The following is a 15,427-nucleotide window of genomic DNA, read 5'->3' on the forward strand; positions in this document are numbered from 1 at the left end:
CCGATGACCGCGAAGAACACCCTCATATCCCGATTCCCGTACGTCAGGCAGGACTTCGCCGCGTCCCTCGTGGTGTTCCTGGTCGCCCTCCCACTGTGCGTGGGGGTGGCCGTCGCCTCGGGGGTGCCGGCCGAGCTGGGCCTGGTCACCGGCATCGTGGGCGGCATCGTCACCGGGCTGATGCGCGGCAGCAGCCTGCAGGTGTCCGGGCCGGCCGCCGGCATGACCGTGCTCGTCTTCGAGGCGGTCGAGGAGTTCGGCCTTCCGGTGCTCGGTGTGATCGTGCTCGTCGCCGGCCTGCTCCAGGTGGCCATGGGCCTCCTGAAGCTGGGCCGCTACTTCCGCGCCATCTCGGTCTCCGTCGTCGAGGGCATGCTGGCCGGAATCGGTCTGGTCCTCATCGCCGGCCAGCTGTACCCGGCGCTGACGGCCAAGGCGCCCGACTCCGGACCGGGCAAGATCGCCGGGCTGCCCGGCGCCTTCCTGGACATCCTCGGCGACGGAAAGGCGCTGACCTCGCTCGCGGTGTGCGCGGGCACGATCGCGGTGCTGCTGCTGTGGCGGCACACCCCGGCGAAGCTGCGCGCGCTGCCCGGTCCGCTCGCCGCGGTCGGTCTCGCCACGCTGGCCGCGTTCGCACTGGGACTGCCCGTGGCCACCGTCGAGGTCCGAGGTCTGCCGGGCTCGGTCCAGCCCCCGCCGTTGAGTGCCTTCGGCGAGCTGGCCGGCGTCGGCGCCCTCGGGACGGTCGTCGCCTTCACCCTCATCGCGTCCGCCGAGTCGCTGTTCAGCGCGGCGGCCGTGGACCGGCTGCACTCGGGGCCACGCACCGAGTACGACCGGGAACTGGTCGCCCAGGGCGCCGGCAACACGGTCTGCGGGCTGCTGGGCGCGCTGCCGATGACCGCGGTGATCGTGCGCAGCGCGGCCAACGTCCAGGCGGGCGCCCGGACAAAGGCCTCCCGCGTCATGCACGGCGGATGGCTGCTGCTGTTCGCCGCGCTGCTGCCGGGCGCGCTCGCCCACATCCCGATCCCGGCCCTCGCCGGCATCCTGATCCACGCGGGCGCCAAGCTGGTGCCGGTCCGGGCGCTGGCCGTGCTGTGGCGCGACAACCGGGGCGAGGCGCTGATCCTGTCCGTCACCGCCGTCTCCATCGTGACGGTGAGCATGTTCGAGGGCGTGCTGGTCGGGCTGGCGCTGGCCGTCGTCAAGACGGCCTGGGAGGCCTCGCACGTCCGGCTGGAGGTCGTCGACAAGGGGGCGGGCCCGGTCGAGGTGCACCTCAGCGGCAACGCGACCTTCCTGCGGCTGCCCAGGATCCTGGACAGCCTGGAGTCCCTCCCTCAGGACCGCCCGGTCCGCCTCGACCTCTCCGACGTGCACCACCTCGACCACGCCTGCCGTACGGCCCTGGAGCACTGGGCCCTCAGGCACAGCGCGGCGGGCACCGAGCCGGTGCAGGTCACCGCACCGGCCGCACCACGGCAGCGGCCCCGGGCGCCGGCGGCGTGAGGGCCCACCGAGAGCCCGGGACGGGGTGCCGACGCCGCTCGGCGCCCCGGCCCGCCCGTGGCTTCCGTCCGTACTCGGGCATATCGTTGCAGCACCGGACAGAACCGGCCTCTGCACGAGGAGGTCATCATGCTCCAGGACCTGCTGGGAGCACTCGCCGCGGCAGCCTCCGCGGGCGTCGTGTACGTGGCGCTGGGGGCGCGGGTGGTCAAACAGTACGAACGCGGTGTGCTGTTCCGGCTCGGGCGGCTCGCGGGTGACGTGCGCGGCCCGGGCCTGACGCTGGTGATCCCGTTCGTGGACCGGCTGCACAAGATCAACATGCAGATCGTGACGATGCCGATCCCCGCCCAGGAAGGCATCACCCGGGACAACGTGACCGTGCGCGTGGACGCGGTCGTCTACTTCCGCGTGGCCGACCCGTCGAGCGCCCTGGTCAAGGTCGAGGACTACAAGTTCGCCGTGTCACAGATGGCACAGACCTCGCTGCGCTCGATCATCGGCAAGAGCGACCTGGACGACCTGCTCTCCAACCGGGAGAAGCTCAACCAGGGCCTGGAACTGATGATCGACAGCCCGGCCGTCGGCTGGGGCGTCCAGGTCGACCGGGTGGAGATCAAGGACGTGTCCCTCCCGGACACGATGAAGCGGTCCATGGCCCGCCAGGCCGAGGCGGACCGGGAGCGCCGGGCCCGGATCATCAACGCCGACGCCGAGCTGCAGGCGTCCAAGAAGCTCGCGGAGGCGGCCGAGCAGATGTCCGACACCCCGGCCGCCCTCCAACTGCGGCTGCTGCAGACGGTGATGGCGGTGGCGGCCGAGAAGAACTCCACGCTGGTCCTGCCCATCCCGGTGGAACTGCTGCACTTCCTGGAGAGGGGCAATCAGCCCGCTGCGCCGAACGTCGCCGGGGACCAGCGCGCGCCCGCCGCACCCGCCGCGTCCGTGGAGACGGACGCCGTGGCGCCCACGCCGAACGGTGACGCGGGGCAGCGGGAGATCACCACGGTCGCGGATGCGCTGGGAACGGCGGCGGTCACGGATCCGCGTGCGGAACGGGCCGCGGTCACGGATCCTGGTCCCGACCAGGCCCCGGTCACGGATCCTGGTCCGGAGCAGGCGGCGGTCGCGGATGTGCTGGGCATGGCCGCGGTCACGGATCCGCGTGCGGAGTCGGCAGCGCCGAACGGCGAGGCGGGAGCGGCCTCCGGCTGAGCGTGCCGGGGCGCACCCTCGGTGGACGGCCGGACGAGAAAGGGCGCCCGTGGCGAAGCGACGCGACAAGGACCTCAGGCAACTGCTGCGGCTCCCGCCCGGCGAGCGGATCGAGCTGGCCGCGTACGACGCCCGGGCCACACCCGGCGCCCCGGACACCAAGGAGGCCGGCCGTGCGGACACCGTCCGGATGGGCGCCCGCCTGGCCGGACTGCAGGAACGTCTGTGGGCGGCGGGCACCGCGGGCGACCGGCGACGGGTGCTGATCGTCCTGCAGGGCATGGACACGAGCGGCAAGGGCGGCACGGTCAAGCACGTCATCGGCCAGTTCAACCCGTCCGGCTGCCGTATCAAGGCCTTCAAGGCCCCCACCGAGGAGGAACGCGCGCACGACTTCCTCTGGCGGGTTCGGCGCGCGCTGCCCGAGGCCGGCGAGATCGGCATCTTCGACCGCTCGCACTACGAGGACGTTCTCATCGCCCGGGTCCGGCAGCTGGCCCGGCCCGCGGAGATCGGCAGTCGCTACGGCCTGATCAACGACTTCGAGCGGGAGCTGACCGAGGACGGGGTGACCCTCGTCAAGTGCTTTCTCCACATCTCCTACAAGGAGCAGAGGCGGCGTCTGCTGCGCCGCCTCGACCGCCCGGACAAGCGCTGGAAGTTCGATCCGGGCGACATCGAGGAGCGCGCCCTGTGGCCCGCCTACCAGGAGGCCTACGAACTGGCGCTGGAACGCTGCGCCACCCCGCACGCGCCGTGGTACCTGGTCCCGGCGGACCGCAAGTGGTACCGGAACTGGGCGATCAGCCGGCTCCTGCTGGAACATCTGACGGCCCTGGACCCGCAGTACCCGAAGACCGACTTCGACGTGCGGGCGTACCGCGAACGGCTGCTGCGGGACCCCGACCTGAGCAGGGCGGAATCCGCTCGGCTTCCTTGACCTCCCGCTCGGCCTCCTTGACCTCCCGCTCGGCCTCCTTGCCCTCCCGCTCGTGCTCCCGTGACCTCCCTCGGCCTCCTTGCCTCCAGCTCGGCTTCCGCGACTTCCCCCTCCGGTTTCCACGACCCCCCTTCGGCCTCCATGGCCTTCCGCCCGACTCCCCCGACTTCCCGCTCGGCTCTCGCACCCCTTTCGCATGTGGACGGTGCCGGACGTGAGCCGTGCCGGACGGGGTACCCGGCCGGCATGCGCGATGAGCGGAAGGTCACCGATTCGTACTGGCTGCGGACCGCACCTGGGCCGTCCCATCCGGCTCTGACCGGGGACATCGATGTCGACGTGGCGGTCGTGGGGGCGGGTATCGCCGGTCTCAGTACCGCCCATGAGCTGGCCCGGGCCGGCCTGCGGGTGGCGGTGCTGGAGGCCGGGCGGGTGGCGGCGGGCGTGACCGGCCACACCACCGCCAAGCTGACCGCGCAGCACACCCTCGTCTACGACCGGCTCCGGCGCACCCGGGGCACCGAGGCGGCGCGACTGTACGCCCGCTCGCAGTCGGAGGCGATCGAGCACGCGGCGGCGCTGGTGGCCGAGCTGGGGATCGACTGCGAGTGGGAGGTGCGGGACGCCTGCACCTACGTGCGGGAGGAGTCGCGGGTCGAGGAGGTACGGGCGGAGGCGGAGGCCGCACGGGAGGCGGGGCTGCCGGCCACGTTCACGACCGGGACCGGGCTGCCGTTCCCGGTGGCGGGCGCCGTCCGGGTGACCGGGCAGGCGCAGTTCCACCCGGTCAAGTACCTGCGGGCGCTCACCGACGACCTGATCGCGCGCGGCGGCCAGGTGTACGAGGAGACGAGGGTCGTCGGACTGCACGAGGGCGGCGAGCCCTGCCGGCTGACGACCGAGTCGGGTCACACCGTGACCGCCCGGGACGTCGTGGTCGCCACCCACTACCCGGTCTTCGACCGGGCTCTGCTCTTCGCCCGGCTGTCGCCGCGCCGTGAGCTGGTCGTCGCGGGGCCGCTGGGCGACGGCCCGGACCCGGAGGGCATGTACATCACGCCCGAGGAGAACACCCGTTCGGTACGCACCGCACCGTACGGCGAGGACGGGCAGCGGCTGCTCGTCGTCACCGGGGAGCACTTCACTCCCGGCACCGGTGATCCGCAGGCCGGGTTCGACCGGCTCGCCGCCTGGGCCGAGCGGCACTTCCCCGGTGTGCGCCTGAAGCACGCCTGGGCCACGCAGGACAACGAGTCGACCGACACCGTCCCGCTGGTGGGCCTCTTCCACCCGGGCGCGAAGCACACGTACGTGGCCACGGGCTTCGGCGGCTGGGGACTCAGCGGCGGCATCATGGCCGGCCTGCTGCTGACCGGTCTGATCACCGGCGGCGACCGCCCCTGGCGCGAGCTGTACGATCCGCGCCGGCTGAAGTCGGTGGTCCGTGAGGCGCCGTCGCTGCTGAAGACGCAGGCGGAGGTCGCCCGGCACTTCGTCGGAGACCGGCTGAAGCCGCCCGCCTCGGTGGACGACCTGGCGCCCGGCGACGGCGCGGTGGTCCGGGCCGGCGGTGACCGGCTCGCCGTGCACCGCGACGACACGGGCGCCCTGCACGCCGTGTCGGCCCGCTGCACCCACCTCGGCTGCCTGGTCGCGTTCAACCGGGCCGAGCGCGCCTGGGAGTGCCCCTGCCACGGCTCCCGCTTCGGCGTCGACGGCGAGGTGATCCAGGGGCCGGCGGTACGGCCGCTGGAACAGCGCGATCTCGGCTGAGCGCCGGGCCACCGCCCGCCGCGCGGGTGACCCTATAGCTACACCGGCTGTCATATCACCATACAAATGGACATAAGGTCCTACGCTCGTACGGTGATCCCACAAGCACGCCGTATCACCGCCGTCTGCGCCCTGGGCGCAGCACTCGCCGCCTGCGGCACCGCGGGCCCCACGGGCGCCTCCCACCCGGCCAAGTCCCCCGTCTCCGCCTCCCCGTCCGCCACGCGGCCGCCCGTGCTCGCCCCGGGACCGGGCGGTCTCACCCCGGTCTTCGAGCACGGCCCGCGCACGGGCAAGACCGTCGCACTGACCTTCGACGCCGACATGACCGCCGACGAGGGGGCTCGCGCAGCCTCCGGCGAGCACTTCGACAACCCGGAACTCATCACCGCCCTGCGCACACTGAAGGTCCCGGCGACCGTCTTCATGACCGGCCGCTGGGCCGACCAGTACCCGGCCGAGGCCCGCGCCCTCGGCCACGACCCGCAGTTCGAGGTGGCCAACCACTCCTACAGCCACTACGCGTTCACCGACGACTGCTACGGCCTGCCGACCGTCGGGGCGGACCGGATGCGCGCGGACGTCGAGCGTGCGTACACCTCCCTGCGCAGGGCGGGCGTGCCCAAGCCCATGCCGTACTTCCGTTTCCCCGGCGGCTGTTACGACCAGCAGGCGCTGCGGGCGATCAACGGGCTCGGGGTGACGGCGGTGCAGTGGGACGTGATCAGCGGCGACGCGTTCGCCACGGACGCCGACGCGGTGGTCCGGCAGGTACTGGACGGGGTGAAGCCCGGGTCGGTGGTGGTCATGCACTGCACCCGCAGTGCCGCCCCCACGACCGAGCGGGTCGTCCGCACGGTCGTACCGAAGCTGCGCAAGCTCGGGTACCGGTTCGTGAAGGTCTCCGACCTGATCGGCCGGACCAGCGGGCACCGCTGACCGGCCCGCGCTCGGCACCGCTGACCGGCCCGCGCAGGAGCGGCCTAGGCTGGACACATGAGCGACGAGGATCGCCGCACGAACGTCGACGCCACCGGGCCGCCCGAGGCCGACGGCCCGCCGTACGCGGAGTGCGTGCTGTGCCGGGAGCCGACGGAGCACCCGGAGTCGTACAAGGGCATCACCCTCTGCCCGGTGTGCGCATGGCAGGAGGCACAACGCACCGCCTGTTCGGGCTGATCGGCGGGCGGGGCGGACCGGCGCTGCGGCGGGGGCGGGCTGACCGGCGGGCGGGGCGGACCGGCGCTGCGGCGGGGCGGGGCGGCGCGCTGCGGGGCGGGCCGGCGCTGCGGGCGCCGCGGTGGGGCGGATCCGCCGGTGTCGTTCGCGCTCTTCCTGTCCGGGGGCGGCGGTGAGGCCCCAGGCGCGTTGCCCGGTGCGTCCGCGGCTTCGTAGGGTGGCCTGTCGTGAGCCATGCATCCGCCTCCGGTGACAGCCCCTTCCAGACCGAGCCCCATCCGCGCGACGAGGCCCCGCAGTTCGTGCTGCCCCTCGTCGTACGGATCGAGCGGAGCGCGCCGCCCGCCCGAACCGACGCGCTGGAGACGGCGGCCCGGGCCGTGCTGCTCTTCCTCGGCGACGAACGGGCGCGCGGCGAGGGCGAGTGGGCCGAGGCCGTGCGGAACTGGGAGGACGCACGGATCCGGAAGGTCGTCCGCCGCGCTCGGGGTGCCGAGTGGCGGCGTGCCGAGGCGCTGCCCGGCATCACGGTGACCGGCAAGTCCGCGGAGGTCCGCGTCTTCCCACCGGTCCCAGTGGACGGCTGGCCGCGGGAACTGGCCAAGCTCCAGGTGTCGGGCACCGAGCTGGACGACCCGGAGCCGCCCGCCGCGGCAGACCCGGGCCGGCCCGTGCTGTGGCTGAACCCGGAGCTGGAGATGTCGGCCGGCAAGACGATGGCCCAGGCCGGGCACGGCGCCCAGCTGGCCTGGTGGGCATTGGACGACACCGAGCGCGCCGCCTGGCGCGACGCCGGCTTCCCCCTCGCGGTCCGCCCCGCCGACCCTGCCGACTGGGGCCGCCTGACCGGCAGCGGCATGCCGCTGGTCCGGGACGCCGGTTTCACGGAGATCGCACCGGGCTCCTGCACGGTCGTCGCCGACCACCCCGCGCTGCGGTAGGGGAACCGGCCGACCGGGAAGCACGCGGGCCGGAACCTCAAATGTTGCTCTGAACGCGACGCCGCCGGGGTTCGGCGGCGGCCGGTGGGGCCATACCCCCCTCACTCGACGCACGAGCACCGGGCCGAGGAGGGGGAAGCGCCATGCGGCGACTGGGGACGGGAATCGGGTGGCGGCCGGAGATCGCCGACGCCGTGGAGGGCATGCCGGGTATCGACTGGGTGGAGGTCGTGGCGGAGAACGTCTGCCCGGGTCATGTTCCCGAGTCGCTGCTGCGGCTGCGCGAGCGCGGTGTGACGGTGATCCCGCACGGCGTCTCGCTCGGCCTCGGCGGGGCCGAGCGTCCCGAGGCCGGCCGGCTGACGGCGCTCGCCGAGCGGGTGGAGGCGCTCGGCGCACCCTTGGTCACCGAGCACATCGCGTTCGTCCGGGCGGGCGGCGCGCTCACCGCCTCCCCACCGCTCGAGGCCGGGCACCTGCTGCCCGTGCCGCGCACCCGGGACGCGCTGGACGTGCTGTGCGAGAACGTCCGCATCGCCCAGGACGCGCTGCCGGTGCCGCTGGCCCTGGAGAACATCGCCGCGCTGTTCTCGTGGCCGGGCGAGGAGCTGACCGAGGGGCAGTTCCTCTCCGAACTGGCCGAGCGGACCGGCGTGCGGCTCCTCATCGACGTCGCCAACCTGCACACCAACCACGTCAACCGCGGCGAGGACCCGGCCGAGGCCCTCGACGCGCTCCCGCTGGAGGCGATCGCCTACGTCCATGTCGCGGGCGGCTTCGAACGGGACGGCGTCTGGCACGACAGTCACGCGCACCCCGTGCCGCCTGCGGTCCTCGCCCTCCTGACCGACCTCGCCTCCCGGACGGCCCCGCCCGGGGTCCTGCTGGAACGCGACGAGAACTTCCCCGAGCCGGGCGAACTGGAGCGGGAGGTCCGCGCGATCCGCGCCGCGGTGCGGGCCGGCCGCGAACGGGCGCCCGGACGAACGGCCGTCGCCGCGATCGGCACCGGGACCGGGACCGGGCGTACGGCACCCGCGCTTGACGAGGCGGGGGGCGGGAGTTCGGCCGCGGACGGTGGTGCGGCGGGTCGCGGTCCGGCTGCCGGCGGTGCTGCGGCGGGTGGGGGTGTCGCGGTCCTTGCGCGGCCGGTGCCCGACGTCGGTGTCCGGGAAACCGCTCGGGAGCGGGTCGGCGTCGCCCAGGCCGCGGTGCTGTCCGCGCTGGTGGCGGGGACGCCGGTGCCGGAGGGGTTCGACCGGGTGCGGCTGGGGGTGCAGGCGCGGGCGCTCGCGGCGAAGCGGGCGGACGTCGTGGCGAAGGTGGCGCCCGAGTTGCCGGTGCTTCTGGGGGCGCGGTACCGGCCGGCGTTCCTGGAGTACGCGCGGCAGCGGCCGATGAGCGGGGGGTACCGCCTCGACGCGCTGGACTTCGCCGGCCATCTGCTGCGGGCGGGACGGCCCGGGGACGCGGAGGCGCGGCGCGCCCTGCGGGAGTGGTGGCTGGACCGGGCCGGTCCGACGCCGAGGTCCCAGGGGCCGGCGGTACGGGCGGTGCGGGCGGTGCGGAGGGTGTTGCGAAGGGGCTGAGCCGCCGGTGCGTCGTGGCCGGCCGCGCCGTTCCCCGCGCCCCCTCCGGGCACGTCGCCACCGTGCCGGGAGCGTCGCGGCTCGGCGCGCCGTACCCCGCGCCCCCTTCGGGCACGTCGCCATCGTGCCCGGAGCGGCGTGACCGGGGGGCGCAGTAATATGCCAAGCCGCACCCACCCCACTCTCTTGCACCCTTGGTGTGCGGTGCCGTACAGGAGGCGCCATGCGACCGCGACCGCCGATCAGGGGCCGAGGTATCTTCACCGGCACCGGGCTCATCATCACCGGCCTGGCGGCGACGGCCGCGGCGCTGCTCTTCCCGCTCTGGTCGTACGCCGGCCGGCAGAACCCGGCCGCCGCGAACGTGCTGAGCGCGCAGACCGTCACGACGCCGTACGGCCCGCTGTCCGCGCAGGACCGGGACTTCATCACCAAGGTGCGGCTGGCCGGGCTGTGGGAGCTGCCAGCCGGTCAGCTGGCGGAGCGCAAGGGGACCACGCCCGCCCTGCGGACGGCGGGACAGCACCTCATCGACGGGCACGCCTCCCTCGACGCGCACGTGCGGACGGTCGCCACCCAGCTCGGCGTCCCCCTGCCCAACGAACCCAACCAGCAGCAGAAGCAGTGGCTGGCCACCCTGGAGTCCGCGCGGGGGCAGGACTTCGACCGCCGCTTCGCCGGCATCCTGCGACTGGCGCACGGCCGGGTGTTCTCCCAGGTGGCCCAGGTCCGGGCCGGCACCCAGAACTCCCTGGTCCGCGACCTCGCCGACGACGCCAACACGACCGTCCTGGACCACATCAAGATCCTGGAGGCGACGGGCTACGTCGACTTCGCCGCGCTCTCCCGCGACCTGGCCGCCTCGGCGACTCCCGTGCCGCCCCCGCCGGCGGCCGACCCGAGCGCGGCTGTCCCGGTGGTGCCCGCACCCGGCGAGACATCCCCACCGCCGCCCGTGACGGCCGGCGCGGCCGCGGGGCCGGGCAGCCCCTGACCTGCACGAAAAAACGGAACGTCACGTACCGGCAACGCTGCGTCCGGATCGTGAACAGGGCATGGCTTTTTCACTCGCCACTGGCATAGAAACAGGCCATGTTCTGGGTTCTCCTCCTGTTACTGGCCTGGGGTTTCGCCGGCACCGCGTGCACCCTGCTGTGCCTCGCCGCCGTCCGCGCGGCATCCGTGGACGCGGACGTCACGGCGACCGGCCGGACGCGCGACCTCACGCTGTACGAGGCCGCCTTCCTGTCCGGCGGCCCGGCCCGGGTCGCCGACGTGACGCTGGTGTCCATGGCCCGTCAGCGGCGCCTGCTGCTCGCACACACCGGCTGGGCCACGGTGGTCGACCCGCGCGGACGGGACGAGATGGAACGGTCCGTCATAGGGGCCGTAGGGCCGGAGGGCCAGTGCCGGATCGCTCCGGTGCGGGCGCGGGCGGCCGGGGCCGAGGCGGTGCACCGGCTGGCCGACGGGCTGGTGCGCGCGGGCCTCGCGGTGCCCGACGGCGCCGGTACGAGCGTCGGAGCGGCCGTACGCCGGGTGCGTGGCGCCGCGCTGGCCGTCGTGGCGCTGGGCGCGACCGCGCTGCTGCTGCCGGTCCAGAGCGGGACGCCACGGCTGCTGATCGGCCTGTGGTTCGGGCTGCCGCTGACGCTGTCGCTGAGCTGTCTCGCCCTCGCCCGGATCGAGGTGCACCCGTACTCGCGCTGGGCCTCCCCGGCCGGGCAGCGGCTGCTGGGCACGCTCGCCCCAGGGCCGGCCGGCGACGAGTGCTCGTCGCTCACCGCCGTCGCCGTACGCGGTGTCCGCGCGATCGGCGAGCCGGAGCTGCGTGCGGCCCTCACCCACCGCGATCGGCCGGGACGGGAGTGAGGGCACCTTCGGGGGGCGCATAGGGGGCATTGGCGCCGACACCGGCCGGGTGGTGCTTGCCTTCCCCGACTGTCGTACGAAACATCCCTTCTGTTGTCGCCGGGCCGTGGCAGCCGTGCCATCGCCGCCGCGCACCGAAGGGATACGCGATGAGAGCTGCCGCGCTGTACTCGGCCGCCGGGTCCTTGCTCCTGACCACGCTGGCCGCAGCCCCGGCAGGCGGCACGCCCACCGGTCCCGGTGCGCCCGCGGCGCCCGCCGCGGGCGAACTGCGCGGCACGGCGGTGGCCGTGGCCCGTGCCCGGGCGGCCGGTATCGACTTCGGCGCGTGCTCCGCCGCCGATGTCCCCGAGGCGCCGAGCGGTCTGCAGTGCGGCACGGTGACCGTCCCGCTGGACTACGCCCGCCCCGACGGCCGGCGCATCGAGCTGACCGTGAGCCGCGTCCGGGCCACGCAGAAGGACCCGGCCAACAGCAAACGGAAGATCCCCCGGCAGGGCGCGCTCGTCTACAACCCGGGGGGCCCCGGCGGCTCCGGCATGTACTTCCCGCTGATCGGCCGGGTTCCGGGGTGGCAGCGGATCGCCGCCGCCTACGACCTGGTCGGCTACGCCCCCCGCGGGGTGGGGCGCTCGGCGCCGCTGTCCTGCGAGGACCCCAAGCGGTTCTTCAAGGCGCCCACCGCGTCACCGACGCATCCGTCCGAGGCGTACAAGCGGCAGCGCGTCACCCAGGCGAAGGCGTACGCGAAGGGCTGCGCCCAGCGTTCGGGCAGCGGACTGCGCCACTACACGTCGCTGAACAACGCCCGGGACCTGGACGTCCTGCGGGCCGCGCTGGGCGAGAACCGGCTGACGTTCATGGGAGCGTCGTACGGCACCTACTACGGCGCGCTGTACGCGGCGATGTTCCCCTCGCACCTGCGGCGCATGGTGCTGGACTCGGCGGTGAACCCGGACCCGCAGAAGATCTGGTACCGCGGCAACCTCGACCAGTCGGCCGCGTTCGAGGAGCGCTGGGCGGACTTCCGTGACTGGATCGCGCGTCACGACGACGTCTACCGGCTCGGCGCCACGCCCCGGAAGGTGCAGCGCAGTTACGACATCGCGCGGGACCGGCTGGCCGGGAAGGCGGCGGGCGGCAAGGTCGGTCCGGGCCAGCTGCAGAGCGCGTTCCTGACGGCCGGGTACTACGACGACTTCTGGCCGAGCCGGGCCCAGGCCCTGTCGGCCTATCTGCACGGCGACCCGAAACCACTGGTCCGGCTGGCGGCCCCGCACCCCGAGACGGCCGCCGAGGCGGAGAACGGCAGGGCGGTGTACACGGCCGTCGAGTGCAACGACGCGTCCTGGCCGACGGACTGGAAGGTGTGGGACCGCGACAACACCCGGCTCGCCCGGGTGGCGCCCTTCGAGACCTGGGACAACGCCTGGATGAATTTGCCGTGCGCCTACTGGCCGGCGCCCCGGCAGCGGCCGCTGGACGTGCGGACCGGGCCGGGTGAGCTGCCGCCGGTGCTGATCCTGGCGGCCGAGCGGGACGCGGCCGCGCCGTACGAGGGCTCGGTGGAGATGAACCGGCGGCTGGCCGGCTCGGTGCTGCTGACCGAGCGGGACGCGGGCACCCACGGGGTGGGCGGCGGCCCCAACAGCTGCATCAACGCGCACCTCGACGCCTATCTGCTGCGGGGCCGCCTCCCGGCACGGCACGCGTCCTGCGCGCCGCACCCGGAGCCTAAGCCGGACGCCTCCGGCGGCCGGAGCGACACGGCGGCCCGGCGGGACGCCCTCAAGGGCAAGGCCGACCGGCGGTAGGCGACCACCGGGTGGCCGCGGCAGATCACCGCCCGGCCGCGGGCCCGTCGTGACCGGCCGCGCCTACGCGGCGGAGCCGCATCCCCGTGGCGGGGACGCATCCCCGTGGCGGGGACGGGCGGGGACGCTGCCACGTGGGGGAACCCCGCGTCGCCGCGTCCCCACGCCCCGCACGGGGGCTGTCAGGCCAGGCCGGCCACCAGGTCCGCCACGGACTTGCGGCGGCCGGTGAAGAACGGGACCTCTTCGCGGACGTGCATGCGGGCCTCGGAGGCGCGCAGATGACGCATGAGGTCGACGATGCGGTACAGCTCGTCGGCCTCGAAGGCGAGAAGCCACTCGTAGTCGCCGAGGGAGAACGACGCGACCGTGTTGGCACGCACGTCCGGGTAACCGCGGGCCATCTTGCCGTGGTCGGCGAGCATGCGGCGGCGATCCTCGTCCGGCAGCAGGTACCAGTCGTAGGAGCGCACGAACGGGTAGACGCTCACGTAGTTGCGGGGCGTCTCGTCGGCCAGGAACGCCGGAATGTGCGAGCGGTTGAACTCGGCGGGGCGGTGCAGCGCCATGTTCGACCACACGGGCTCCAGCGCGCGGCCCAGCCTGGTGCGGCGGAAGAGGTTGTACGCCTCCTGGAGCTGGTCGCTGGTCTCGGCGTGCCACCAGATCATGAGGTCGGCGTCGGCGCGCAGGCCGGAGAGGTCGTAGGTGCCGCGGATCGTCACGTCCTTGGCGGCGAGCTGGTCGAACAGCTCCTGGACCTCGTCGGCGTATCCCGTGCGGTCCTCGGGCAGGACGTCCTTCAGCTTGAAGACCGACCAGAGGGTGTAGCGGATGACCTCGTTGAGGTCCTTGGCCAGCTTGCCCTTGTTCGGGATCCTGCCGGACTCGGTGATGGGGGCGTCGTCACTCATGGTCCCTATTCTCCCGCTCCGCCGTGCAGGCTCTGCACCGGGTCGGCGGCCGGCTCGTCGGCCGGCTCGTCGGCCGCCGTGCTGTCGCCGGCCAGCTGGTCCACCGCCGCGTAGGCGCTCGCGACGCACGCCGGGATGCCGACGCCGTCGTACTGCGCGCCGCACACCGCGAGCCCCGGCAGCCTGGCCACGTGCTCGCGGATGCTGGCCACGCGCGCGTGGTGGCCCACCGGGTACTGCGGCAGGCCGTCGGTCCAGCGGGTGACGCGGGTCTGCAGCGGAACCGCGTCCAGGCCGGTGGCCTCGCGCAGGTCGTGCCGGGAGATCTCGACGAGGTCGGCGTCGTCGCGCTGGAGCAGGGCGGTCTCGCCGTGGCGGCCCACGGAGGTGCGCAGCACGGCCACGTCCGGGTCCTGCCCGGCGATCCAGCCCCACTTCTGCGAGGCGAAGGTGGACGCCTTGATGCTGCGGCCGTCCACGGGCGGCACCAGGAAGCCGCTGCCTGCCGGCAGCCGCAGGTCGGCTCGGTGGTAGGCGAGGGTGACCAGGGCCATGGAGGCGTACTCCACGGCGGCCAGACCTGCCGCTGCCGCCGGGGACTCGGCGCGCAGCAGGCCGGCCGCGGCGCGGGCGGGGACGGCGAGGACGACGGCGTCGGCGTGCAGGACACGGTCTCCGGCCACGACGCGCCACGTGGCGGCCGGCTGCCCGGCCCCTGATGCCCGCTGCCCGCTACCGGTGCCCTGCGGCGCGCCCGCGTTCCCGGCGGCCGGCTGCCCGGCCAGGTCCCGCGGCACCCCGGAGCCGTGCGTCCCGTGCGCGCCGTCCGGGCCCGGCGTGCCGGACCGGCGCAGCTCCCGCACCGGCGTCCCGGTGAGGATCTCGCCGCCGCGCGCCCGCACCGACTCGGCGACCGCGAGCGGGAGGCTGCCCACACCGCCCTCGATGCCCAGGAAGACCGGGCCGGTCTGCCGGGCCGCCGCCGCGTCGGCCTGGATCTCGCGGACCGCCGCCGTCAGGGAGTCGTGCGTGCGCGCCGCGCGGAAGAGCTGCGGGACGGCCGAGCGCATCGAGATGCGGTACGCGTCGCCCGCGTAGACCCCTCCGAGCAGGGGCTCGACGAGCCGGTCGACGACCTCGCGGCCGAGCCGGGCCGCCACGTACTCCCCCACGGCCACGTCGTCGCCGACCTCGGTGCGGGGCAGCGACGCGTCGCGCTCGATGCGGGCCAGGCCCGCGTCGGACAGGACGCCGGAGAGCGCGGCGGCGGTGCCGGGTACGCCCATCACATGGCCCTTGGGCATGGGCCGCAGCGCGCCACGGGTCCAGATCGAGGCGGTCGCGGTGGCCGGCGGCTGCAGCCGGCCGGCGAGACCCACCTCGCGCGCGAGGGTCACGGCCTCGGGGCGGCGGGCGAGCATCGACTCGGCGCCCAGGTCGACCCGCACACCCGCGATGTCACCGGGCAGCAGCTTGCCGCCGACCCGCTCGGAGGCCTCCAGGACGGTCACGCGCGCGCCGCGGTCCAGCAGCCGGTGGGCGGCGGCCAGACCGGCGATACCGGCTCCGACCACGACGACGTGCCCCGTACTCCTACCCGTTGTGCTCATGCCCTCCACTCTCTCAGACCCCACCGGCACTCCCGTCGGGGCCCGAGGCCCCCCGCCTCGCCGGG

Annotated in this window: 13 protein-coding genes; 11 read left to right on the top strand and 2 right to left on the bottom strand. The window is 74.2% G+C overall.

Annotation, left to right across the window (positions count from 1 at the left end):
- Positions 1–3: 3 nt before the first annotated feature.
- The 11 genes from ACGFT2_RS21865 to ACGFT2_RS21915 all read left to right on the top strand — a co-directional run bounded on the left by ACGFT2_RS21865 (position 4) and on the right by ACGFT2_RS21915 (position 12,838).
- A complete protein-coding gene (locus ACGFT2_RS21865; protein WP_393280755.1) occupies positions 4–1,515 on the top strand; it encodes a SulP family inorganic anion transporter in 1,512 nt (503 codons plus the stop codon).
- A gap of 129 nt (positions 1,516–1,644) precedes the next feature.
- The gene (locus ACGFT2_RS21870; RefSeq protein WP_393280758.1) at positions 1,645–2,730 is read left to right on the top strand and encodes an SPFH domain-containing protein; all 1,086 of its coding nucleotides are present in this window, start codon (positions 1,645–1,647) and stop codon (positions 2,728–2,730) included.
- 49 nt (positions 2,731–2,779) lie between these two features.
- Complete coding sequence (locus tag ACGFT2_RS21875) at positions 2,780–3,670, top strand: PPK2 family polyphosphate kinase (protein WP_393280761.1); 891 nt, start codon at positions 2,780–2,782, stop codon at positions 3,668–3,670.
- 246 nt (positions 3,671–3,916) lie between these two features.
- Positions 3,917–5,443 carry an FAD-dependent oxidoreductase gene (locus tag ACGFT2_RS21880; RefSeq protein ID WP_393280764.1) on the top strand — a complete coding sequence of 509 codons (1,527 nt, stop codon included), beginning with the start codon at positions 3,917–3,919 and terminating at the stop codon, positions 5,441–5,443.
- Between the two features lie 93 nt (positions 5,444–5,536).
- A complete protein-coding gene (locus ACGFT2_RS21885) occupies positions 5,537–6,382 on the top strand; it encodes a polysaccharide deacetylase family protein (RefSeq protein ID WP_393280767.1) in 846 nt (281 codons plus the stop codon).
- A gap of 57 nt (positions 6,383–6,439) precedes the next feature.
- A complete protein-coding gene (locus ACGFT2_RS21890) occupies positions 6,440–6,622 on the top strand; it encodes a hypothetical protein (RefSeq protein WP_393280770.1) in 183 nt (60 codons plus the stop codon).
- Positions 6,623–6,849: 227 nt separating this feature from the next.
- The gene (locus ACGFT2_RS21895) at positions 6,850–7,563 is read left to right on the top strand and encodes an aminoacyl-tRNA hydrolase (RefSeq protein ID WP_393280773.1); all 714 of its coding nucleotides are present in this window, start codon (positions 6,850–6,852) and stop codon (positions 7,561–7,563) included.
- Positions 7,564–7,706: 143 nt separating this feature from the next.
- The gene (locus tag ACGFT2_RS21900) at positions 7,707–9,152 is read left to right on the top strand and encodes a DUF692 domain-containing protein (RefSeq protein WP_393280776.1); all 1,446 of its coding nucleotides are present in this window, start codon (positions 7,707–7,709) and stop codon (positions 9,150–9,152) included.
- Positions 9,153–9,375: 223 nt separating this feature from the next.
- Complete coding sequence (locus ACGFT2_RS21905) at positions 9,376–10,146, top strand: DUF4142 domain-containing protein (RefSeq protein WP_393280779.1); 771 nt, start codon at positions 9,376–9,378, stop codon at positions 10,144–10,146.
- 98 nt (positions 10,147–10,244) lie between these two features.
- The gene (locus tag ACGFT2_RS21910; RefSeq protein WP_393280782.1) at positions 10,245–11,024 is read left to right on the top strand and encodes a TIGR04222 domain-containing membrane protein; all 780 of its coding nucleotides are present in this window, start codon (positions 10,245–10,247) and stop codon (positions 11,022–11,024) included.
- Between the two features lie 149 nt (positions 11,025–11,173).
- Positions 11,174–12,838 carry an alpha/beta hydrolase gene (locus tag ACGFT2_RS21915; RefSeq protein ID WP_393280784.1) on the top strand — a complete coding sequence of 555 codons (1,665 nt, stop codon included), beginning with the start codon at positions 11,174–11,176 and terminating at the stop codon, positions 12,836–12,838.
- 182 nt (positions 12,839–13,020) lie between these two features.
- Here ACGFT2_RS21915 and hemQ read toward each other — a convergent pair whose 3' ends face one another.
- Both hemQ and hemG read right to left on the bottom strand, forming a co-directional pair.
- Positions 13,021–13,752, bottom strand: coding sequence for a hydrogen peroxide-dependent heme synthase (gene hemQ, locus ACGFT2_RS21920; RefSeq protein ID WP_393280787.1), 732 nt, complete (start codon positions 13,750–13,752; stop codon positions 13,021–13,023).
- A gap of 5 nt (positions 13,753–13,757) precedes the next feature.
- Positions 13,758–15,362 carry a protoporphyrinogen oxidase gene (gene hemG / locus ACGFT2_RS21925; RefSeq protein WP_393280790.1) on the bottom strand — a complete coding sequence of 535 codons (1,605 nt, stop codon included), beginning with the start codon at positions 15,360–15,362 and terminating at the stop codon, positions 13,758–13,760.
- Positions 15,363–15,427 lie beyond the last annotated feature (65 nt).

The organism is Streptomyces sp. NPDC048514 (assembly GCF_043199955.1).
Lineage (GTDB): Bacteria > Actinomycetota > Actinomycetes > Streptomycetales > Streptomycetaceae > Streptomyces.

Bases quoted from the DNA above. Each gene is read 5' to 3' on its own strand.
- hemQ (WP_393280787.1), bottom strand. From the start codon at position 13,752: ATGAGTGACGACGCCCCCATCACCGAGTCCGGCAGGATCCCGAACAAG.
- hemG (WP_393280790.1), bottom strand. From the start codon at position 15,362: ATGAGCACAACGGGTAGGAGTACGGGGCACGTCGTCGTGGTCGGAGCC.
- ACGFT2_RS21910 (WP_393280782.1), top strand. From the start codon at position 10,245: ATGTTCTGGGTTCTCCTCCTGTTACTGGCCTGGGGTTTCGCCGGCACC.
- ACGFT2_RS21915 (WP_393280784.1), top strand. From the start codon at position 11,174: ATGAGAGCTGCCGCGCTGTACTCGGCCGCCGGGTCCTTGCTCCTGACC.
- ACGFT2_RS21880 (WP_393280764.1), top strand. From the start codon at position 3,917: ATGCGCGATGAGCGGAAGGTCACCGATTCGTACTGGCTGCGGACCGCA.
- ACGFT2_RS21905 (WP_393280779.1), top strand. From the start codon at position 9,376: ATGCGACCGCGACCGCCGATCAGGGGCCGAGGTATCTTCACCGGCACC.
- ACGFT2_RS21900 (WP_393280776.1), top strand. From the start codon at position 7,707: ATGCGGCGACTGGGGACGGGAATCGGGTGGCGGCCGGAGATCGCCGAC.
- ACGFT2_RS21870 (WP_393280758.1), top strand. From the start codon at position 1,645: ATGCTCCAGGACCTGCTGGGAGCACTCGCCGCGGCAGCCTCCGCGGGC.
- ACGFT2_RS21865 (WP_393280755.1), top strand. From the start codon at position 4: ATGACCGCGAAGAACACCCTCATATCCCGATTCCCGTACGTCAGGCAG.
- ACGFT2_RS21890 (WP_393280770.1), top strand. From the start codon at position 6,440: ATGAGCGACGAGGATCGCCGCACGAACGTCGACGCCACCGGGCCGCCC.